Genomic DNA, 22,223 nt, shown 5'->3' with positions numbered 1-22,223 from the left:
AAGGGCTAAATTGGCCCTTTTTTCTTGCCAATGGAGAAGGAATAGCCCTCTTTTTTAGCCCTTAGCGCCAAGATTCTGCCCTCGGCTGAGGGATGGAAAGTGGTGCGGCGATAGCCGCAGACCCAAGTTTTTGAGCGCAGCGAAAAAACTGCAGGGCCGAGCAGACCTGCGAGCCACGACACAGCCCGACCCAAGGCCGAAGGCCGCAGGGGCAGCCCCCAAAAAATACAGAAGTTAATACAAATCATGATGAAATTATATATGCCCCTTTTGGGCCTGATGTTGTTAGTTTTGGCCAGCTGCGGCGGGGCCGAAGAGCTGCCAAAAGAAGAGCTCAACCTCTCTTTGGAGGATGCCGTTTTGCAGCAAATTTTTGATATCCGTGCCAAGCGAAATGCTGAAGGTAAGGCCAATACCGAGGCCCTAATTACCTATTTGGCCGTGGATAATCTGGACCACCGATATGCGGCCGCTATGGCCCTAGCCTCGGTGCAAGATAGTGCCGCTATTGATCATTTGGCCGATGCCCTAGGCGACCCTACGGAGGAGCTGCGCATGGCGGCCGCTTTTGCTTTGGGGCAAACCGAAAATGCCAAGGCCGCCGACTATCTGGCCGAGGCCTTTCAGCAAGATAGTAGCCGAGCCGTTTTGGCCAGTATTCTAGAAGCCGTGGGCCGATCGGGAGATGCCAAGGACCTCAAAGACCTTTGTACTTCTAGACCCTACGCCCTGCAAGATTCGCTCTTGCTCAACGGGCTGGCGCTGGGCCTCTATCGCTTTGCTTTGCGGGGCATGGTGCAACCCGAAGGCAGCTCTCGAATGATTAACGATTATTTGGCCAATAGCCTGATGCCCAAAAAAGCCCGCTTTATTGCCGCCAATTATTTGGCCCGAGTGGCAGGCCTAGACCTCAGCCGATACGAGAACTTACTGATCAATAATGTGCAAGAAGAAAAGGACCCCGATATGCGGATGTTTCTGGTTTTGGCCCTAGCCAAGGCCAAAACGCCAGCTGCTTTTTCGGCCCTAAAAACGACCTTTGAAGAAGAGGAAGATTATCGGGTTCGGGCCAATATTTTGAGAGGATTGCAGTATTTTCCCTACGACTCTAGCCGAAATCTGGCCTATGGCGCTTTGCGAGATACCAGTCGACAGGTCCAATTATTGGCCGCACAGTTTTTTAGACAATATGGGGCCGAGGGCGATGCCTTTAATTACATCAAATGGGCCGATGAGCGAAGTGATAGCATAGATTGGGCGATTCGGGCCGAGCTCTATGGGGCTGCTTTGGCCAAATTGCCCGCCTACCGTCGCCCCTCTAAGCAGTTTATTAGTAATAAATTGGCCCAAATGGCCAAGGCTAGCCAAAATCCCTACGAACAACAATTGCTTTTGCAGGCCCTGGGCCGCTATGCGCTCAATCATCGCTTGTTGGGCCAAATGGCCTTTCCAGCCGACAGCCTGCAGGAGGTTGCGCCTATCGTGAAATCGGCCGTGGCCGAGGGACTCGTTAGCATTTGTGGCCTGCCCGATTTTGACCTAGTGCATGGGGTGGTCGGCAAAGAACGCGCCCGCAGCGAACTTCATCAACTGCTCCGCAAATTGGTCCAAGATGGCGACCCCGGCGCCCTGGCCGTAGTGGCTACCGCTATTAGTACGCCTAGCCTCAAACTCAAAGAGGCTTTTCCCGATGCAAGTTTTCTCAAAACGGCCCAAAGCCAATTGCAACTGCCCCGAGACCTAGAAACGCATATGCTGCTGCAAAGGGCCATCAATTATATTGAAGGCAGTAATAGCCCCGAGCGCCCCTATGCCAAGCAGAAATTTCCCGAAATCGATTGGGCATTGATCAAGGCCCTACCCGAAAAACCCAAGGTAGAGCTTACCACCAGCCGAGGCAAAATTGTAATTGAAACCTATCTCAAGGAATGTCCCGCCACCGTCATCCAATTCATTCAGTTGGTCAAGGCGGGCTACTATGATGGCAAGGCTTTTCACCGTGTAGTGCCCAACTTTGTGGCCCAAACGGGCTGCCCTAGAGGCGATGGTTGGGGCAGTCTCAACTTCAATATCGTTTCGGAATTTAGCCAAAGAAGCTATAGCCAAGCTGGCGCCGTGGGCATGGCCTCGGCAGGCAAGGATACCGAATCGGCCCAGTTTTTCATCACGCATAGTCCCGCTATTCATTTAGACGGAAAATATACCCTCTTTGGTCAGGTCATCGAAGGCCTAGAGCAGTTGCATCAGCTAGAGTTGGGAGATCAAATTATTCGGGCCAAGCTGTTGTAGGAGAGGGGCTGCCCACTCGCTTCGCTCGGGTCGGGCTGTTTCGCAGCTCGCTGTTCGCTCGGCCCTGCGCAAAATTCGCTGCGCTCATTTTGCTGGGTCTGGCCCTTTGGGCCACTGCTGTCCATCCCTCAGCCTGCGGGCGCTTCGCGCCCTGCTTGCCGCAAAATGGCCCAGTTTTAACTAAAAGTTTCGTTATTCTCTTTTTAGTTTAGATTAACAATATTTTAAGCTTTGGGTATAAAACAAAGCTTAATTAGGCACCGTTATTGGTGGAACTTCTCCAGAAAAGTAATAATACAACTAACAATTCTTTAAGAATTGAGTGAATAAAAAAGCTGTTGCTTGGCATAGCTTTTGACGAAAAAATGAAATCTAATCAAGAAGATTTTAAAGGTTTTAATTGGGTGTTCTTATAGTGTGGGTCTCGCTTTCTGAAAAGGAAGCGGGACTTTTTTTATGCGCCGGAGGGAATAAAGCCTTATCTTTGCCCAAAACAAATAACTATGGATACCCAAGTCGTTTTATCCGAAATACAAATGCGCCGTTTGGCCCTACATCGCCTAGGCAACAAAAGCCGAGATGAGGGCATGAAGGTCGCTAGCAAATTGCTGCCCCTACCTCAGGCCGAACAAAAAGAACAGTTGCAAGACTTCTTTTTGGGCTCTTTCAAATTTGAAGAGTTTTATCAGTTTAATCATGCTAGCGAGCTAGAGATGAATGAAATCTTTAGCTACTGCAAAGCCATTTTTGAACAGGCCGATGCCGAGACCTTTTATGAGCAATCGGTTTTGATGTTGCAGCAGCTCTACAATTGCTCCAACCACCCCAAAATTAAGGGCGGAGAGTTCTATCTGGTCTATTTTGAAGACATTTTGGTCAATGACGAATTGGTGGAAGCCATTGGTATTTTCAAAACAGAAAATAAGGAGCAGTTTCTCAAGCTTCGCTTAGATGAGGAAGAAGACTGGACCTTTTATTTTGAGGAGGGGGTAGACCTCAAGAAAATGGATAAGGGCTGCTTGGTCTTTAATATAGAAGCAGAAAGTGGTTTTAGAGTAGCTTCTGTCGACCTCAAAAGCTCGGAGGCTAAGTATTGGCGAGATGAGTTTTTGCAAATTACGCAGCTGCAAGATGAGCTCTTTTATACACAGACCTACCTCAAGATGTGTAAGGATTTTGGCAAGCAACAATTTGAGGCCGAAGAAAAGCAGGAGCAAGTGGCTTTCCTCAATAAGTCTTTGGAGTATTTTGAGACCCAAGATAGCTTTGATGCGGAGGAGTTTGTGGAGCAAATTTTTGAGGATAATGAAGAGAAGAAAGAGCAGTTTAATAGCTACAAACAACAGTATCAAGAAAAGGTAGGCTTAGAGGATGTAGAGGAAGAACCTTTCTTTATTGCTACGCCTGCGGTAAAGAAGGCGGCCCGCTCTTTTAAGCGAGTGATTCAGCTTGATAGCCAAATGGAGATTAAGGTCCAATCGGCCCAAGCCCAAGAGGAGGGCCTCCTCCAAAAGGGCTTTGATGAGGAAAAAGGCATGTACTACTATAAGCTCTACTTTAATGAAGAGAAATAGGTCCAAGAAGACATAGCAAAGGGGCGGTTGATTAAAATCAACCGCCCCTTTTTTGGTCCAGCAGCTGGCGAAGCCAGCGCAGGCTGAGGGATGGATAGCAGTGGCCGCAGGCCAGACCGAGCTTTTGAGCAAAGCGAAAAAGCGATGGGCCGAGCAGACTTGCGAGCTGCGGCACAGCCCGACCCGCCTGCAGGGCGGGGCAGCCCCAAAATACAGCCTACTTAATCCAGCTCAAACTGCTGATCGATTTCGGGAAAATGCTCTTTGAAGAAGTAGACCCATTTCATTTTTTCGTTGCGGTCATTTGTGGCAAAGATGAGGGCTTGGCAGCTTTCGGAGACATTATAGGCGCAGCGATCTTCCGATTCGCCAGCCTTTAGGGCCAACAAATAATGCTCAATGGCCTGCTCAAAATTTTCTTGATAATAGGCGCAGGCGCCTAGTCCCGTTTGGCATTGCGCCTGATAGTCGGGATACTGCTCTTGGATCTGCCAATAGGCCTGTTTGGCCTCCTCCAAAGCGCCTTTGACCATCAGTTGGGCGGCTAGATTGAGCAATTGGCTGAGGTCACTTTCCTGGGCATCTGGAGAGAGCAACTGTTGAAAGCGCTGCATCATGGCTTGGGCCTCTTCCTGGCTGAGTCCGTCCTCGGCCATGCGGCCATAGAGCTGCATACTGCCATCTTCCTGAACGGCAATGATGAGTTTGGGGTCGGCATTTTGGCCCAAAGGCAGATTTTCCATTTTGAGATAATCGGCAGCTCCCTTGAGGTAATGTGTCAGGCGGGCCAATTCGACAATGGCCATACCGAGGTCCTCGGCTTCCGATTCATCGGCGATATAGGCGGATAGCTCGGCCTTCATTTGGGCCAACACCTCTTCTACATATTCATTCTCCTCAATTTCGGGAAGTTGGACCAACTGCCCAATAAAGCGCTGAAGGCGGTCAATGGCCCCAATCAGGGCGGGTTCTACCACTACGGGATCATCATCGCTATAGAGCAAAATCTCAAAGGCTTCTTGGCCAGCAACAAGGGCGGCATAGTAGTCTTCCTGCTCTGCCAGCTGGTCAAATTTTTTTATTTGGGTATAGAATTTTTCCATAACAGTTATTTTGTGGCCTAAATTAAGGCTTTTCTACGAAAGGCTGTTAAATCTATAAAATTATGCTGACAACTTTAGACTGGGGAGTCATTATTGGCTTTTTGCTCCTCATTATTGCCCTAGGGCTTTCTTATGGGCGGCAATCGGGCAAGAGCCTAGAGGCTTTTTTCTTGGGCAACCGAAAGCTGCCTTGGTGGCTGGCGGGTTTGTCGATGGTGGCCACTACTTTTGCCGCAGATACGCCCTTGGCGGTGGCCGAATTGGTGGGGCAAAATGGGGTTTCGGGCAACTGGCTCTGGTGGAACTTTTTGGCGGGGGGAATGCTGACGACCTTCTTTTTTGCCCCCCTTTGGCAACGCTCTGGGGTCTTGACAGAGGTGGAGTTTATTGAGCTGCGCTATAGCGGTCCCGCTGCCCGCTTTTTAAGGGGCTTTAAGGCCATTTATCTGGGCCTTTTTCTCAATATTATCATCTTGGCTTGGGTCAATTTGGCCATGAGTTCTCTTTTGCAAGGCATTTTTGGCCTGACCGAAGGTATGGCCTTTCTTTATACCTTAGGTTTACTGCTTTTGGGGGCTGTTTATTCCGCTGTGGCAGGCCTTTTGGGCGTGGCCGTAACGGATGCGCTGCAGTTTGTGGTGGCCATTTTGGGCTGTATTATTTTGGCCTATGTGGTTTTGGATCAGCCAGAAATTGGGGGCTTGTCGGGACTCACTAGCCAGCTTAAAGCAGAAGATCCCGCCCTACTCGATTTCTTTCCCTCTACCCAAAAAGAGGGTTCTGGTCTCTACTTTGGCATTAGTTCTTTTATTGCCTATTTGGGCATTTTGTGGTGGGCCAGTTGGTACCCCGGCGCCGAGCCAGGTGGGGGCGGCTATACCGCCCAGCGGATGATGAGCACGGGCAGCGAAAAGGCCGCTCAATCGGCCAGTTTACTCTTTCAGATGGCGCATTATTGCTTGCGGCCTTGGCCTTGGATTTTGGTGGGCTTGGCGGCTATTTTACTCTATGCTTTGCCCCCCCAATTGCCTGAGGGTCCCTTGAAACAGCAGTATAATCAGTATGTAGAAGCGGGCTGGACCGCCCAAGAAGTACTAGATGAAAAAGCAGATCTGAGCGCAAAATCTCCTGAATTATTGGCCCAATTGCCTGCTTTTCGCCAGGCACTAACCGCTGCTGCTGCCGAAAATCCCAAGCTGGCCTCAGCCATAGATTATCAACTTTCTTATCGCCAAGGCTATGTGATGGCTATGCGCGATTTCTTACCGCCGGGTCTTTTGGGGCTGTTGCTCGTGGCCTTTTTAGCGGCTTATTTGAGTACGGTCTCTACGCAGTTGAATTGGGGCGCAGGTTATTTGGTACATGACTTTTATAAGCGTTTTTTGCAGCCTCAACAGACAGAGGGACACTACGTTTGGATCTCTCGTTTGCTCAATATTTTCTTGGCCTTGGCGGCCGCAGGCATCAGCCTCTTTATTGAGCAAATCTCTGGCGCTTGGGCCTTTATTTTACAAGCTGGAGCCGGCTTGGGCTTGCTGCTCATTCTCCGTTGGTATTGGTGGCGCATCAATGCTTGGGCCGAGCTGACGGCCATGATTGCCCCCGCCTTGATTAGCATCCCCTTTTTCTATTATGAGGTCCCCTTTGAGGAGGCCCTGCCCACAACGGTCCTATTTACCACTATAAGTTGGTTGCTGGTCATGATTTTCACTCCCGCTACCGACCAAAAAGTGCTTCAAGCTTTTTATCAGAAAGTCCGTCCCCTAGGCGATTGGTCGGGCTTGGACATAAAGAGCAATAACCGCCCGTTACTTTCTTTATTGGGCCAATGGTTGGCGGCTATTGTCCTGACCTACAGCCTGCTTTTTGCGGTGGGCAAATTACTGTTTTTAGCCTATACCGAGGCGGCAATTTTCGGAGGAACGGCCCTTTTGGCCCTGCTTGTCCTTTATCTTTTGCAAAGAAAGAAGTAGGGGAGGGGCCTCCGCTGCGGCTTCGCCTTGCGGCGCTACGCTTCAGGGCTCGCAGGTCTGCTCGGCCCTTCGGCCTGACGGCCTTGGTCTGCGGCTTCGCCGCCCCCTTTCGCATCGCTAGGCCAGTCGCTTCGCTCCTTTGCGGCGGCTTTGCCGCCTGCTATATGGGCCTGTAGGTTAAAACCTACAGCCAAACAACAATTGGTATTGCTCCGCAATAATAAATTGATGAGGGTTTTAACCCTCATCAATTTAACTTTTAGGGCCTCTAAAACCGCAAAATTGGCCCTTTTATATAGCTAGTCAGTTATGTCTCAGACATAGCCAGTTATGTTCCAGACATAGCCAGTTATGTTTTTTACATAACTTTTACCTTTTTTGATTTTGTTACATTATTTTCATTTTTAACAAATCCCTAATAGTTGGGGCCAAAATCAGGGGACTGTTCAGGATTTTGTGTATTAGAATGAAATTTTGGTCTTTAGCTTGTTAGGATTTGGCCAATAGTCGCCTAGGGGCTTATCCCTAGGCAGCAAAAAGGGCAGACATAAAATTTTAAACAGACTCTTAAATCACTGTTCCTGCAGCCTAAAGGCAGCAGCCAATTTGCTTGGGCCATCATTTTTCTAGCCGCAGCGGCTTAAAAGCCCCTGCTTTGGTTCGGTAGAGCAGCTATTCGGTTTTTCAGGTCCTGCGGCTTTTAAGCTGCAGGCCAATTGTTCGTTAAGAGCTAGCTGTGCCGTTCCTAAATTGGCTGCGGGTTTCAACCTGCAGTCACAGATAGCAGGCGGAAAAGTCATTTCATGAGGGTTTTAACCCTCATTCATATATCATTGCGAAGCGATACCACTCTTGCTGTAGGTTTCAACCTACAGTAAAAAGGGCCGAAGGCCCGCGGCTGAGGGGCTGTAGCAGGGCCGCCGCAGGCGGCAGACCAAAGCGCTGAAAGCGCTGCAGGGCCGAGCGAGCAGCGAGCTGCGCAATGGCCCGACCCGCCCGCAGGGCGGGGCAGCCCCAAAAAAACAATAAGAAAGAGAGATTTATCTTTCAGATGGCCCAGCCTGATTAAAAAGCCTTATCTTTAAAGCCGTTTTTTGATCGCTTTTAACTTTGCTTATGGCCCCCAAATTATCTTATCAGCAGTCGCTTTATCATCGTCGCTTTGAAAAAATTATGAAGCAGCTCAATGATTCGCAGCGGGCGGCCGTGGAGCAGATTGAAGGGCCCGTGATGACGATTGCTGGGCCAGGGACGGGCAAAACGCATATTTTGGCGGCGCGGATTGGGCAAATTCTCTTGCAGACCGATAGCCGACCCTACAACATTCTTTGTTTGACCTTTACGGATGCGGGCGTGCAGGCCATGCGTCAGCGATTATTGGAATTTATTGGTCCAGAGGCCTACCGCATTCATATTTATACCTTTCACTCTTTTTGCAATAAGGTCATCCTTGAAAACCCCGATAACTTTGGGCAGAAAAACTGGCAATTGGCCACGGAACTAGAGCAGATTGATTTTGCTCGTCAATTGCTAGATGGTTTGGAGCCCGATCATCCTTTGCGTCGCTCTCGCCGCCAACCTTATCGCTATGAGGGCCAATTGCTGCGGCTGTTTCAGTTGATGAAAACAGAGGGCTGGACCCTCGAGCTGGTCCAAGAAAAAATTGAGGATTATCTCGATTATATCAAGGAGGATAAAAAGTATCGCTATCAGCGAAATGGTAGCAACTATAAAAAGGGCGATCTCAAACTCAAGGCCTATCAGGAGGAAAAAGAGCGGATGCAACGGCTATTGTCTGCCGCTGCCCTCTTTGAGGAATATGAGTTTTTGATGGAAGAGGCCAGTTGTTACGACTATGCCGACATGATTCTTTGGGTGTTGCGGGCCTTTTTGGACCCCGAACAGGAGGAGTTGCTGTTGCGCTATCAAGAACAATATCTCTATATCTTGGTCGATGAATTTCAGGATACCAATGGGGCGCAAAATCAGATTTTGATGCAGCTCATTGGCTTTTGGGAGCAGCCCAATATCTTTATTGTGGGCGATGACGACCAATCTATTTTTGAGTTTCAGGGAGCTAGGGTAAAAAACCTGATCGACTTTTTTGAGCGCTATCAAAATGGCCTGAGCTTGGTCATGTTGCAAGACAACTACCGCTCGAGTCAAGAGATTTTGGATGCCTCCAAAGCCCTGATCGACCATAATGAATTGCGCATTATTTCTTTGTTGGAGGCCTTGGAGCTGGACAAAAAACTCAGGGCGCGCCGCCCCTTTAAGCAGGGCGAAGAAATAGAGCTAGAACTACAGCAATACCCTACAGCTTTTGAGGAAGAAGTCGCCATTGTTGAAAAGATCAAGCAGCTCCAAGCCGAAAAGCAAAACCTGGCGGAGGTGGCCATTATTTACGCTCGCCACCGGCAGTCTCAGGACCTGATCCGTCTATTGGAGCAGGCCGAAATTCCCTATCAGACCAAGCGGCAAATCAATATTTTAGAAGAGAGTTTGATTAAGAACTTCTTGCTGCTGTTGGAGTATTTGGCCTTAGAATTTGAGCAACCTTATTCGGGAGAAGAATACCTTTATGAGCTCTTGCACTTTCAGTTTATTCCCATTTTGGCCAGCGACCGACGCAAGTTGGTCAACTATATGGTGCGGGAAAACCGCCGCCGTTATCTGGCCAAGGAAAAAGAGCCCTTAGCTTGGCGGGACCTGCTGCAGATGGCTCCCGATTTGACAGAACTGCGGCTCATTGCCCCCGAAAAAATCAGGGCTTTGGTCGAGTTTTTTGATGAGGCCACGGGCTGGTCGGTCAATGAGCCGCTCAGTCGGTTGATGGAGCTGTTATTTAACCGATCGGGCCTATTGCAGTACGCCAGTGAAGCCGCAGAAAAAGATTGGTATTTGGGCTTGCTCAACACTTTTTTCGACTTTGTCCGCAGGGAGTCAGAGCGAAAAGAGGAGCTTAATTTATGGGGCCTTTTGGAGCTGATCCAGCGCATGAAAGACAATCAGCTGCGCTTGCCCATGACGCATAGCCGCTATGCCGAAGATGGGGTGCAATTACTGACCGCTCATGCCTCTAAGGGCCTAGAGTTTCAGTATGTCTTTATGCTGCATTGTTTGGATGGAACTTGGGGGCCGAATAGCCGCCGAAGCATCAAGAAGTTCAAATTACCCGATAACTTATCGCAGGCCCATGCGGTTTTGGACCAAGAAGAGGCCAGTCGCCGCTTATTTTATGTGGCCATGACACGTTCTAGGGCCTATTTGCGGATCTCCTACCATGCTAATGACAGCCAAGGAAAATCTTGTAAGCGCCTCTCTTTTGTCGATGATTTGATGATTGATGCAGAACTAGAAGAGCAGCAAGTACAGCTGCCGGCTTCTACTTTGCAGCAATATCGCCATCAGTTTTTGCAGTATTTGCCCGAGCGTTTACCCCAAGAACTTTTGGTCGATCCGGCCACAATTGCGGCCCAACTGGAAGATTTCCGTTTGAGTGTAACGGCCCTAAATGCCTACCTCAATTGCCCTTTGAGCTTTTATTTTCAGCGGGTGTTGCGTCTGCCGGCCAGCCAAAGCGTGGAGGCGCTTTATGGGCAGGCGGTGCATGAGGCCCTAGAAGAACTTTTGCGGCAGGGGCAAAATAATGCGCGGCTGCGGCTGCCTTCTTTGCCCGCTTTTGTCTCTCTTTTTGAAGAGCGTTTGGAGATGAAGCGGCTGCTATTTAGCCAAAGAGCCTATGAGGAAGCCCTCGATTTGGGCCTCAAATACCTCAAGCGCTATTATGAGCAGCGACAAGAGCGTTTTGGGCAGGAGTTGGACAAAAAAATCTTGCTAGAACAGTCCTTTTATGGCACCCAATACAAGGGCGTGCCCCTAACGGGAAACATCGATAAATTGGTGCAGGTAGAAAAGGGCAGTAGCCTTTGGCATATCGTTGATTACAAAACGGGAAAGCTAGAAGAGAAGCGCTTCAGAAAGCCGCATAAACGCAACCCTTTGGGCGGCAATTACTATCGGCAGCTGGTCTTTTACGCCCTACTTTTAGAGAGCTCTAGACAGATCGAGGGGCGGGCCATTTCTGCTGAAATTGACTATATCAGTCCCAATGAAGCGGGGCATTTTCCCGAAAAAGAAATGGACATCCATGCAGAGGATCTGGCCAATATGGGCGAATTGGTGCAGGAGGTCTACGCCAAAATTAAGCGGCATGAATTTGCCGAGGGCTGTCAGAAAAAAGACTGTAAATGGTGCAATTTTGTACAGCATCAGCAGATTCCTAGCAGTTTCCGAGATGAGGAAGTAGAAGCCTTGGATGATTAGGGGCTGCCCACTCGCTTCGCTCGGGTCGGGCTGTTTCGCAGCTCGCTGTTCGCTCGGCCCTGCAGCGCTTTCAGCGCTTTGGTCTGCCGCCTGCGGCGGCCCTGCTGTCCATCCCTCAGCCGCGTCGCTTCGCTCCTTTTTACTGTAGGTTGAAACCTACAGCAAGAGTGGTATTGCTGCGCAATGATATATGAATGAGGGTTAAAACCCACATGAAATGAACTAGTTTGGCCGCCTGCAAAACCGTAGAAAAGAATATTTTCTTACTGTTCTGTTTTTAGCTACTGCTCAAAGGCCAAAAAGCCATCATTCAATCCCAATAAACCCAAGCTTTCATTTTGATACAGGAGATTTTATATTCTTTGGTATCATGATAAATACAGCTTGTTTGCCAGGCTAAAGGCTGTTGGGGGCCTTTGGTTGTGTAGCTTTGAAAAGCGTAACTACTACAATAAGGAGACTTTAGCAGCTCTGTTCTAAGTCCTGTTCGATGCCGCCTGTGATAAGAAATTACATGACCGTCTTGGTCAGTACGAACTCGCCATCGCTCTAAGTCGGTAATTGTGGTGTCTTTGGCCGAATAAGAGGGCGCCTCTAGATGAGCAGAATCTTTAACGGCTTCTACAACTACCCAAAAGCCATTCTTAGGTACTTCTATTCGGTAATCTTGAAGATTGCATTTTTGCCAAGCGTTTTTTTGTTCGGGAATAAAGTCAATGGGGGGACTGATTGCTTGGCCCGGAACACTATCTTGATGACTATAAATCCAAAGTCTAAAAGCATTTTCCCAACCTCTTTTATTGATTACATCAAAGGCAATTTCTGTTAGATAGCCTGTCTTTTGTTCTCTGTTTTCAAAATATCTGGCCTTCCGCTGCCTAAGATAACGAGTATTATCAGAGCTAAATTTATTCAAAGAGTAGTAGGCTTTTACCGTTTTTCCTTTAGGGCGGATGCGTTTCTTCTTTGCTTTTTTGGCCTTAATGGTAATCCCTTCTAATTGATGAGTTTGGGGGCTTAACCAAATGGTATCTGTATGCAGATGAGCTAAGATAATGGCTGCATTGGGGTAGTTAAGGCTACGGACAAAAAGGCTATCTTGTTGAAATTTTGCTGCAATAGTTAGTTGGCCCAAACTATCTGTACTCCAATGCTGACTATGATCCTTTAAGCTAAGGCTAGTGTAGGGAATGGGGCTTTGGCTTTCCTCATCAAATAGAAAGTAGGAGCTAGTTTGGGCATGAAGGGAAAAAGAAAACAGGAGGAAAAAAAGGAGTCTCATCTTTAATACCAATTGTTTAGCTGTAAATAAAGGCAAAGCTAAAAGAATGCTTTTTTAAGCCATAAAAATTTTGGGGCCGAAGCAAAACGGCTAGCCTGAAAACCAAAGGATGAGCGGCCTAGCGATGTGCAGCAGTGGCCCACAGGGCCAGACCGAGCAGGCAAAGCCTGCGAAGGGCCGAGCAGACCTGCGAGCTGCGAAACGTAGCGCCTGCCGTAGGCAGGAGGCCCCAAAAAAAAGCCCCATTCTTGAGGAGCAAGAATAGGGCTGTAAAGCTGCTTATGAAAAATTAAATGCTTTCTTCGGGACCATGGCCTTTGAAGACTACATAAAGATAGCCTAGGGCCGGTAGAATAAAGAGCGAGCCCAAAAGGAGGGCCCAGCCGAGCACGGCCAAGGTGGCATCGGGGGCGCGGCTATCATAGAGGTCTAGGCTGCCCCCATTGCTGAGCATAATGGCGTGCGGATAATGCAAGAGCAACCAAGCGCCAAGAATAAGGACCGTTTGGGCGCCAGCCATTAGGCGAGCAAGGACCACCTTCCCTTTGCGGATGGTGCTAAACATAAGGGGCAAAGAGCCAGCGGCAAAGCCTATGGCCAACATACTGAGCGGGCTGCTAATCAACTCATTGAAAAGAGGGAGACCATCGACATAGGCCGCAACAAAAACGACTATACCAATAGCTACAGAAGCCAATAGCCACTTCCAGGCCTTAGCAATAAAGAAATCCTTGACCTCGGGGTCTTCATTTTCGCCAATAAGATAAACGGCGGCTAGAAAAGCGAAAAGCGCTGTAGTAAGAAAGCCCACACTGATGGAGAAGAAATTGAACCAAGGCGCAATATATCCGGTATAGAAATCGGCGGCATTGGGGTCAATTTTGCCTAGGCTCATTGCGCCAAAGGTAATGCCGATAAAGAGTGTAGACACAAGGCTACCCCAGACAAAGACCCGATGATACATCAACTGGCTTTTTTCGTCCTTAATGGCATCATAATGTTTAAAGGCGTAGGCTGTTCCTCGGAAAATAATGCCCAGCAGCAGAATAAAAACGGGGATATGCAGGGCGGTAGAAACCACCTTAAAGATAGCGGGAAAGCCCATAAAGCTAATCACCACAGCAATCACCAGCCACATATGGTTGGCCTCCCAGATGGGGCCAATGGCCCGGCCGATTACTTTTTCGGCCTTGGGCGTAGTAGATAAAAGCTGAATCACACCGGCGCCAAAATCGGCTCCGCCCAAGAGGGCATAGAGGAGCAAAGAAAGGAGCAGGAAGCTCAGCACGACAATATACATAAACATAAAAATCGGTCTTTTGGAGGAGCTATAATTCTTCTATAACTTCTGTTTTGGTATTTGCTTTATTCTGGCTGAGGTCAATTTCCTCATCCATACTATCGTAGTTTTGGGCTAGGGTTTGGACCTGTCGTTTCATGAGCCAGCTCACCAAAACGGCCAAAAGCGTATAAACAACGACCACCGTATAGAAAGAATATTGAATACCTGGCATAGGCGTAACGGCCTCTTTGGTCCGCATAATTCCGTTGATAATCCAGGGTTGGCGGCCGACCTCGGTGACGGTCCAGCCCGCTTCTACGGCCAACATTCCTAGGGGCGTGCTAAGCGCGACCAGCCAAAGGAAGTTTTTGTGTCCCAGCCAGCGGGGGCGGAAGCGTTGGGCAAAAAAGTAGAGAAAAGCGACCATCATGAGGAAGGTCCCTGCGCCCACCATAATTTGGAAAGCGAAGTGAGTAACGGCCACAGGGGGGCGTTCATCCTCTGGAATTTGGTCTAATCCCACCACCTCTTGCTTAAAGTCGCCATGGGCCAAAAAGCTCAATAGGCCAGGGATTTTGATGCCATAATGCACCTCGCCAGTTTCCTCATTGGGAATACCGCCAATCAATAGGCCGGCATATTCCTCGGTATGAAAGTGGGCCTCCATAGCGGCCAATTTAGCGGGTTGGCGGACGGCCACATCCTTGGCCGAAATATCGCCACTAATGGGTTGTAGAAAAGCGGCAATTCCACCCACTAGTAGCGCAATGCGCATAGCTTGTTGGTGAAAGCGGTTGGCGGGTTTGCGGATCAGCAAAAAGGCGTGAACTCCTGCTACAGCAAAGCCCGTAGCCGTAAATGCGGCTAAAATCATGTGTAGGGCTTGGGTAAACCAGGCGGGATTAAACATAGCCGCAATGGGGTCAATATTACTATAGGTATTAGTTAAGGGATCATAATCGAAACCCGTGGGGCTATTCATCCAGGCATTGGCCGCAACGACCAAAATACCAGAGGCCACCCCAGAAATACCGACCACAAGGCCAGAGCTCCAGTGAATCCATTTGGGGATTTTTCCCCAACCATAAAGAAAAAGGCCGAGAGCAATCGCCTCAATAAAAAAGGCGGTTCCCTCTAAAGAAAAGGGCATTCCGAAGATAGGGCCGGCATGCTCCATAAATTCGGGCCAGAGTAGGCCCAACTCAAATGATAAAACGGTGCCCGAAACCGCACCTGTGGCAAAAAAGATCGCCACCCCTTTAGACCAAGCTTTACTGAGGTCCTTATACACAGCATCTCCAGTTTTGATGTAGCGCCAGTGCGCAATAGCCATCAGGAAAGGCATGGCCATACCCACACAGGCAAAGATGATGTGAAACCCCAAAGAAAAAGCCATCTGTAAACGGGCTGCAAGTAGGTCTCCCATAATGATATATACTTTTAGTTGGTGTAATTATGAAGTAGTATTTTCTTGTCTCAAAAGAAGAGCTTTTAAGGCTGTTCCGTTGTGATAATCAACACAAAGGAGGGGCTTTGGCTCTTTAATAAATTGTAAAAAAGTTATACAAAAGAGGACTCCCATATTATTAAACCGCCTAATCATTAACAAAGCTGGCCCGCTAAAGCCTAGCTGGCCGTTATTTATTCTGTTTGCGATTTTTAGCCCTAAAAATATTCTGTTTGGGCTTTTCAATCCTAATTTTCTTCTGTAGGCCTACTATTACATAGAAAAACAAGCAGTTAGAGCAGGCGAATAGGGGCTTTATTTTTTTGTTTTTATGATAAAGGCCTATCTTTGCGCTGATTTTAGAGTTTTACTTATACCATTTCATTATTGTCCAAGAATAAAATTATGGCACAAAATACTGGATACATCAAGCAGATCATTGGACCTGTAGTCGATGTAAGCTTTTCAGCCAAAGAGGCTAAACTTCCCGAAATTCTTAGCGCCCTTGAGGTGACTCGCCCCAATGGAGATAAAATTGTTCTCGAATGTCAAAAGCACCTTGGTGAAGATAGCGTCCGTACGATTGCTATGGACAGTACTGAGGGCCTTACTCGTGGCATGCCCGTAGTAGATACAGGCAGTATGATCACGATGCCTGTTGGTGACGAGATCAAAGGTCGTTTGTTTAATGTAGTAGGTGATCCTATCGATGGTTTGGGTGAATTGCCCAATGCCGAGCGTCGCCCTATCCACAACAAACCTCCTCGCTATGAGGACTTGAGTACTTCTCAAGAGATCCTTTACACAGGTATCAAAGTTATCGACTTGATCGCACCTTACCTCAAAGGGGGTAAAATTGGTCTTTTCGGTGGTGCCGGTGTAGGTAAAACCGTACTTATTCAGGAGCTGATTAACAACATTGCCAAGAAGCATAAAGGACTCTCCGTTTTTGCTGGTGTTGGTGAGCGTACTCGTGAAGGAAATGACCTTATGCGCGAGATGATCGAAGCCAATATCGTTCGCTATGGCGAAAAGTTTGAGCATTCTATGGAAGAAGGCGGTTGGGACCTCAGCGCAGTGAAGCATGACGAGCTCATCGAGTCTCAAGCTACCTTTATCTTTGGTCAGATGAACGAACCTCCCGGTGCCCGTGCCCGTGTAGCTCTTTCTGGTCTTACCGTTGCCGAGTACTTCCGCGATGGTGATCCCAATGAAGCTAAAGGTCGTGATATCCTATTCTTTATCGATAACATCTTCCGCTTTACACAAGCCGGTGCCGAGGTATCAGCCCTTTTGGGACGTATGCCTTCTGCTGTAGGTTATCAGCCTACACTTGCTACCGAGATGGGTTTGATGCAAGAGCGTATTACGTCAACTAAGCGTGGTTCAATTACTTCTGTACAGGCTGTTTACGTACCTGCGGATGACTTGACTGACCCCGCTCCCGCAACTACTTTTGCTCACTTGGATGCCACCACGGTACTTAGCCGTAAATTGGCCTCTTTGGGTATCTATCCCGCGGTAGATCCTTTGGATTCAACTTCTAAGATTTTGTCTCCCGATATCGTAGGCGATGAGCACTATACTTGCGCCCAACGAGTAATCAACATTCTTCAGCGCTACAAAGAATTGCAAGATATCATTGCGATCTTGGGTATGGAAGAATTGTCTGAAGAAGATAAATTGGTCGTACACCGCGCCCGCCGTGTACAACGCTTCTTGTCTCAGCCTTTCCACGTAGCCGAGCAGTTTACAGGTCTCCAAGGGGTACTTGTAGACATCAAGGATACCATCAAAGGATTCAATATGATCATTGATGGAGAAGTAGACAAATATCCCGAAGCTGCCTTTAACCTTGTAGGTAGCATCGAGCAAGCTATGGAGAAAGGTGAAAAACTCCTCAGCGAAGCTTAATCCAATAGATAAATAGATCTTAGCCGTGGCTGCTTCGGCCGCGGCTAATTTTTTTAGGCCATCATACAAGATATTATTATGGAACTCATTGTATTGACGCCAGATAAGAAAGTTTTTGAAGGCAAAATCAGCAGCATTACGGTGCCTGGTGTAGATGGAGAATTTGAGGTGCTAGAAAATCACGCCGCTATTGTGGCCTCTTTGCAGGCTGGCGATGTGAGCTTTTTGGCCCAGGAAGGGGGTAAGCAAGAACTCGCTATCCAAAGCGGATTTATCGAGGTACTCGATAATAAGGTTTCTCTGCTCGTCCAAGAGTAGACCGCCTTTCCACTCTCCCATAAGAGACGCTTCTTTTTGATAAGGAGCGTCTCTTTTTTTTGGGGCCTGCCGCCTTCGGCGGCCGGGCCCTTGCAGGGCTCGCAGGTCTGCTCGGCCCTTCAGCCCTTCGGGCTTTGGTCTGGCCTTCGGCCACCCTTTCAGGCCCCTAGGCCTGCGGGCCTTCGGCCCTGCAAAACCGAAAAAAGCGGCAGTTGATTTAATCAACTGCCGCTAGGGGCTACATCTATTTTGCCTCAAAAATATTGATGAGTCTATAGGTTTCATCTCCAGTTCTATTATCATAAACCAGTAGCTGAACCTCTTCAGGTTCTTCCCAATTTACCTCAGTTTTTAGATGAGCAATGAATTTATCAATCTCTAGGGATTTATAGGCACCCATTAAAATATGTTGAGCCATATATTTAGACCCGCCATACCAAGTATCATCAATATTGGGATCATCCTGAGCATGAATAGAAACTAAATCTATATTAGCTCCATGATAAAGCTTAAAGGCAGATACCTCTTTTTGTCATTTTACGAAATCTTCTAAAATAGAGAAGATTAAAATCACACTTGTTTCCATTATTCTCTTTTTTACTTATTCGGAGAGCTAGAATGCTGCTCTTGGCTTATTAGTTCCCACTGTAGTGCTTTGTATTTCTCCTTTTTGCTGCCTAGGGACAAGCCCCTAGGCTAGCTTTTTCAGACAGCCCTCTAAAGAGGGCCTTTGGATGAGGTTTTTCTCTGCGATGACAACTGAATAAGGTGTTGTTTATCAATGATTTAGGCCCTCGTAGAGGGCTGGCTCCATTGGGTTAGCCTAGGGGCTTGTCCCTAGGCGATAGATAGCAGGCGGCGAAGCCGCCGCAAAGGAGCGAAGCGACTGGCCTAGCGATGCGGCGGGGTGGCCGTCAGGCCAGACCGAGTTTTTGAGCGCAGCGAAAAAACGAAGGGCCGAGCAGACCTGCGAGCCCCAAAGCGTAGCGCCGACGAGCGCAGCGAGGCGGAGGCCCCAAAAAAACAGTTTAGTCAGCAAAATAAAAAGCCGTATTTTAGGGCAACCCTTTTCCCCGACTCCATACCGCAAAATATCAATCACTTATATGCCCTTAGTTCGTTTTCTACTACTATTAGGCTGTTTGGGCTGTTTGCTGCCTTTTGGGCAGGCCCAAAATACAGGCTCCAAAGCAAGAGCCCTCGAATATGTCGAAAAAGCCAAAGCCCTTTATGCCGAAGCCCAATATGAGGCCTCGGTACAAGAGTTTCAGTTTGCCGCCGCTATTTATCGCCGCCTCAAAGATGTGGAGGGCTATGGCCGTTGCTACAATGGGGTGGGCAATAATTATATAGAATTGACCCGCTACCAAGAGGCCGATAATGAGTTTAAGCGGGGCTTGGCCCTCTTTGATGATTTGGCCCGATCGGATAGCAGTTTGCAGGTGGATAGTCTCATCATTGCCGATGGTTATGAGGGCCTGGGCCGCTACCGCATGAATGCCGAAGTAGATTTTTGGAAGGCCTTGGCCCTGCACCAAAAAGCCCTGGCCCTTCGCCTAAAATGGAATGCGCCCAGAGAAGAACTGGCCCAAAGCTATTACTTTATTGGTCGCTGTTATGGCCAACTGAATAAGCAGGCGCAGGACAGCAGCAGCTTGCTCGACCCCCTGAGCATGGAGGCCGATTATCTGGACCAAGCACTCAATTCTTTATCCAAAGAGACCTACCTGACCGCAGATATTTATGAGGCCCTAGGCGAACATTATTATTATCGCAAACAAGATTACCCCAAAGGCTTTGATTACCACCAAAAGGCCTTGGCTGTTCGGCAAAAGCTGTTTGGCGAAAAACACCCCAAAATTGCCTCCTCCTATTTGCAGTTGGCGGTCTATTATCGGCTGACCAACCGCTTTGAGGAAGAAGAAGCAGCCCTAGAAAAAGCCCTGAAGATTCAGCTCAAAACCCTGAATAAGGTCCATAAAGATATTGGCCGCAGCTATTATCTTTTGGGGCAGCGCAACTTTTATAGTGGAGATTATGATCAGGCACTAAACTATTATGAGCGCAGTTTGCGGATTTATTTGGAGCTAGTAGGGAGCAAATCCGTAGAGGTGGCCCAGCTCTACAAAGCCATTGCCAAAGCCCAAAGAGGCCTGGGCAATAGCCGAGAAGAATATATCCATCTGAAAAAATCCTTGGGCTTAGAACGGCAAATTTATGGTCCAGAACACCCCAATTTAGGCCATATATATATAGAACTAGGGGAGTACTTTAAGGCCAAATCTAAACCCGATTCGCTGCTCTTTTATTACCAAAAAGCCGCTAAGCTTTGGGAGCAACAACTCTCTGGAAATGACTATCGTCTGGCCCAAGCCTATGACCGTCTAGCCGAAGCCTACCGCTTTATTCGAGATGCCAAACAAGAGTATTACTACCTCAATGAGGCCCTAAAAAAGAAGATTAGTATCCGTGATGGAGGGGCCGCTAATTATGCCAAAAGCGGCTTTGGCCAAGAGCAAGAGGTGGCCCTACTCTTTGATGCCTCCGAGGAGAAAGAAGATGATGAAGTTATTGGGGGAAGCCTCTTTGATAGTTACCTCAATTTGGCCTCCTTCTATGAGCGCAAAAGAGATTATAAACTGGCCCTGATTTATGTGCAAAATGCCCTGACGGCAGTCTGTAAAGAGCTGCCAGAAGATAAGGTAGATATTTATCAGAATCCCGACTTAGGCTGCCTGATGCACAATATCGACTGGCTGCCCGCCCTGGCCCAAAAAGGTCATCTGCTGCTAGAATTGCATCGGGCCAATAAGGCCCCCAAAGAGATTCAAGCCGCCGAATCTACCTATGCCCTGGCCCTGAACCTGGTGGATAGCCTCCGCATCAATTTCTCTTCCGATGGCTCTAAACAACAACTGACCAAACGCTCTATTTCGGTCTATGAAGGCGCTATTGAGGTGGCCCATCTGCGCTATCAAGAAAGCAAAAACCCCAGTTACCTCTATCAGGCTTTCGAGATCATGGAACGCAGCAAAAGCTTTGTTCTTTTGCAAGCCCTGCAAGGGGTGGCCGCCCGCTCTTTTAGTGATGTCCCAAGCGAATTATTGACCCAAGAAGAAAGCCTGAGAAGAAAACTCGCCTATTATTCGGATTATCGACACCGAAATATGAGCCGAGCCGAGGAGTTTGATGAGGCTTACTTCCAAAGCCGAAAATCCTACGATTCTTTGGTCCAATATATTGAGCAGAATTACCCTAAGTATTATCAACTCAAATATGAGAGCCCAACGGTGAGCTTGCCCGAATTGCAAAAGGAGATTCTAGAACCCCAAGATTTACTCTTAGAGTATTTTATTGGCGACCACTATCTCTATGTTTTCAAAATTACGAAGGATTTTCCCAGCTTTTATCAATTGCCCCTGCCGCAGGATTTTGACCAAAATCTCCAAGATCTTCGCCAAGCCCTAACCGATTACCAAATGATTGGTAAGGACCACAAAAAGGCTTATGAGAATTATGTGCTCTCGGCTCATGCTTTCTATAAAAGCTATGTGATGCCTTTTATCCAAGGGAGTAGTGAGCAATTGGATCGACTTATTGTGATTCCTGACGGGGCACTCAGCTATATTCCCTTTGAGGTTTTACTGCAAGAGCCCGCCAATTTGAATAAGGTGGATTATAAGAGTTTGGCTTACCTCATCCGCCGCTATCAATTGAATTATTCTTATTCAGCCAGTTTGCTGGTCCAAAATATCCGAGCCAAACGCCTAGAAAATAACCGCCAATGCCTCGGTTTTGCCCCCGCTTACCCTCTTGGCGATCCCCTGATTGGGGAACATAAGGAGCTGCCTTGGGCCGAGGAAGAACTCAAGGCAATCCAGTCTTATTTTAGTGGCAAGTACTTTATGAAACAGGAGGCCGATAAGGAGCATTTTTATGAGTACGCTTCTAATTATGGCCTGATCCATTTGGCCATGCACGGCGTGGTCGATATTCGCCATCCGCATAAGTCGCTCTTGCTTTTTGCTCGAGATTCTGGAGAAATAGACAATTTAGATGCTGGCCGCCTGTATGCTTATGAGATTCACAACCTAGACCTCAAAGCAGATTTGGTGGTGCTTTCGGCCTGCGAAACGGGCTTTGGTAAGGTGGTCCGAGGCGAGGGAGTGCTCAGTCTGGCCCGCGCCTTTATGTATGCGGGGGTGCCCTCGGTGGTGACCACCCTCTGGAAGGTGAACGATTATACGAGCGCTGCCCTAATGGCCCGCTTTTATGAAAATTTGGCCAATGGAATGAGCAAACCCGCCGCTCTGCAAAAGGCTAAATTGGACTATCTCAATCAGTCCGATCACATTTCTGGACATCCCGCTTTTTGGGGCTCTTTTATCAGCATTGGCAATCCCGCCCCCCTAGATTACGGCTGGTCTTGGTCCAGCATTCTGCTGCTGCTCCTCGGCCTGAGCCTGGCCCTTGGCGCTACGGGATTCCTCCTCTATCGCCGCCAGCAAAAAAAGCCCATGGCTTGGCTCTCTAGCCTGATTGAGCGCTGGCAAAAATGGCGCAGTTAAGCAACAAAACCTCCAACCTCTTCCCGCTTTGGAGGAGGTTTTTTTATTTCTGAGGATGCTGTTTTGGGGCCTGCCGCCTTCGGCGGCCGGGCCCTTGCAGGGCTCGCAGGTCTGCTCGGCCCTTCAGCCCTTCGGGCTTCGGTCTGG

At 48.3% G+C, this 22,223-nt stretch carries 13 protein-coding genes; 7 read left to right on the top strand and 6 right to left on the bottom strand.

Annotation, left to right across the window (positions count from 1 at the left end; translation table 11 throughout):
• Window positions 1-5 precede the first annotated feature (5 nt).
• Entirely contained in the window at window positions 6-248 is a 243-nt protein-coding gene (locus tag SGRA_RS23810; protein ID WP_015692355.1) for a hypothetical protein, read from the bottom strand.
• Between SGRA_RS23810 and SGRA_RS19550 the strand changes: the two genes are divergently transcribed.
• Window positions 247-2,289, top strand: a complete 2,043-nt coding sequence (locus SGRA_RS19550; RefSeq protein WP_015692354.1) for a peptidylprolyl isomerase — start codon at window positions 247-249, stop codon at window positions 2,287-2,289. The two genes, SGRA_RS23810 and SGRA_RS19550, sit on opposite strands and share 2 nt — an antisense overlap.
• A 503-nt stretch (window positions 2,290-2,792) precedes the next feature.
• Entirely contained in the window at window positions 2,793-3,863 is a 1,071-nt protein-coding gene (locus tag SGRA_RS09035; RefSeq protein WP_015692353.1) for a nucleoid-associated protein, read from the top strand.
• A gap of 221 nt (window positions 3,864-4,084) precedes the next feature.
• Here the strand turns inward: SGRA_RS09035 and SGRA_RS09030 are convergent, their stop codons facing one another.
• Entirely contained in the window at window positions 4,085-4,966 is an 882-nt protein-coding gene (locus tag SGRA_RS09030; protein WP_015692351.1) for a tetratricopeptide repeat protein, read from the bottom strand.
• 62 nt (window positions 4,967-5,028) lie between these two features.
• Between SGRA_RS09030 and SGRA_RS09025 the strand changes: the two genes are divergently transcribed.
• Both SGRA_RS09025 and SGRA_RS09015 read left to right on the top strand, forming a co-directional pair.
• On the top strand, window positions 5,029-6,939 hold the full coding sequence (locus SGRA_RS09025) for a sodium:solute symporter family protein (RefSeq protein WP_015692350.1): 1,911 nt from the start codon (window positions 5,029-5,031) through the stop codon (window positions 6,937-6,939).
• Window positions 6,940-8,055: 1,116 nt separating this feature from the next.
• Window positions 8,056-11,265, top strand: coding sequence for an ATP-dependent helicase (locus tag SGRA_RS09015; RefSeq protein ID WP_015692347.1), 3,210 nt, complete (start codon window positions 8,056-8,058; stop codon window positions 11,263-11,265).
• Window positions 11,266-11,575: 310 nt separating this feature from the next.
• On the opposite strand, the gene SGRA_RS09010 is transcribed toward SGRA_RS09015, so the two are convergent.
• The 3 genes from SGRA_RS09010 to SGRA_RS09000 all read right to left on the bottom strand — a co-directional run bounded on the left by SGRA_RS09010 (window position 11,576) and on the right by SGRA_RS09000 (window position 15,255).
• Window positions 11,576-12,547: a hypothetical protein gene (locus tag SGRA_RS09010; RefSeq protein ID WP_015692346.1), complete on the bottom strand. Its 972-nt coding sequence runs from the start codon at window positions 12,545-12,547 to the stop codon at window positions 11,576-11,578.
• A gap of 289 nt (window positions 12,548-12,836) precedes the next feature.
• On the bottom strand, window positions 12,837-13,853 hold the full coding sequence (locus SGRA_RS09005; RefSeq protein WP_015692344.1) for a cytochrome d ubiquinol oxidase subunit II: 1,017 nt from the start codon (window positions 13,851-13,853) through the stop codon (window positions 12,837-12,839).
• Window positions 13,854-13,875: 22 nt separating this feature from the next.
• Window positions 13,876-15,255 (bottom strand): cytochrome ubiquinol oxidase subunit I, encoded by a 1,380-nt coding sequence (locus SGRA_RS09000; protein ID WP_015692343.1) that lies wholly within the window; start codon window positions 15,253-15,255, stop codon window positions 13,876-13,878.
• A 426-nt stretch (window positions 15,256-15,681) separates the two neighbouring features.
• Here SGRA_RS09000 and atpD point away from each other — a divergent pair, with 426 nt between their 5' ends.
• Complete coding sequence (gene atpD, locus SGRA_RS08995; protein ID WP_015692342.1) at window positions 15,682-17,190, top strand: F0F1 ATP synthase subunit beta; 1,509 nt, start codon at window positions 15,682-15,684, stop codon at window positions 17,188-17,190.
• A gap of 78 nt (window positions 17,191-17,268) precedes the next feature.
• Window positions 17,269-17,508: an ATP synthase F1 subunit epsilon gene (gene atpC, locus SGRA_RS08990; RefSeq protein WP_002658810.1), complete on the top strand. Its 240-nt coding sequence runs from the start codon at window positions 17,269-17,271 to the stop codon at window positions 17,506-17,508.
• A gap of 244 nt (window positions 17,509-17,752) precedes the next feature.
• Here the strand turns inward: atpC and SGRA_RS23805 are convergent, their stop codons facing one another.
• Complete coding sequence (locus SGRA_RS23805) at window positions 17,753-17,908, bottom strand: hypothetical protein (protein ID WP_187288188.1); 156 nt, start codon at window positions 17,906-17,908, stop codon at window positions 17,753-17,755.
• 706 nt (window positions 17,909-18,614) lie between these two features.
• On the opposite strand from SGRA_RS23805, the gene SGRA_RS08975 reads away from it, so the two are divergent.
• Window positions 18,615-22,076 (top strand): CHAT domain-containing protein, encoded by a 3,462-nt coding sequence (locus SGRA_RS08975; RefSeq protein ID WP_015692338.1) that lies wholly within the window; start codon window positions 18,615-18,617, stop codon window positions 22,074-22,076.
• Window positions 22,077-22,223 lie beyond the last annotated feature (147 nt).

This window comes from Saprospira grandis str. Lewin (genome assembly GCF_000250635.1).
In the GTDB taxonomy this organism is placed as follows: Bacteria; Bacteroidota; Bacteroidia; order Chitinophagales; family Saprospiraceae; genus Saprospira; species Saprospira grandis.
The sequence above is the reverse complement of the archived record's forward strand: the minus strand, read 5'-3'. Positions and strand labels throughout refer to the sequence as shown.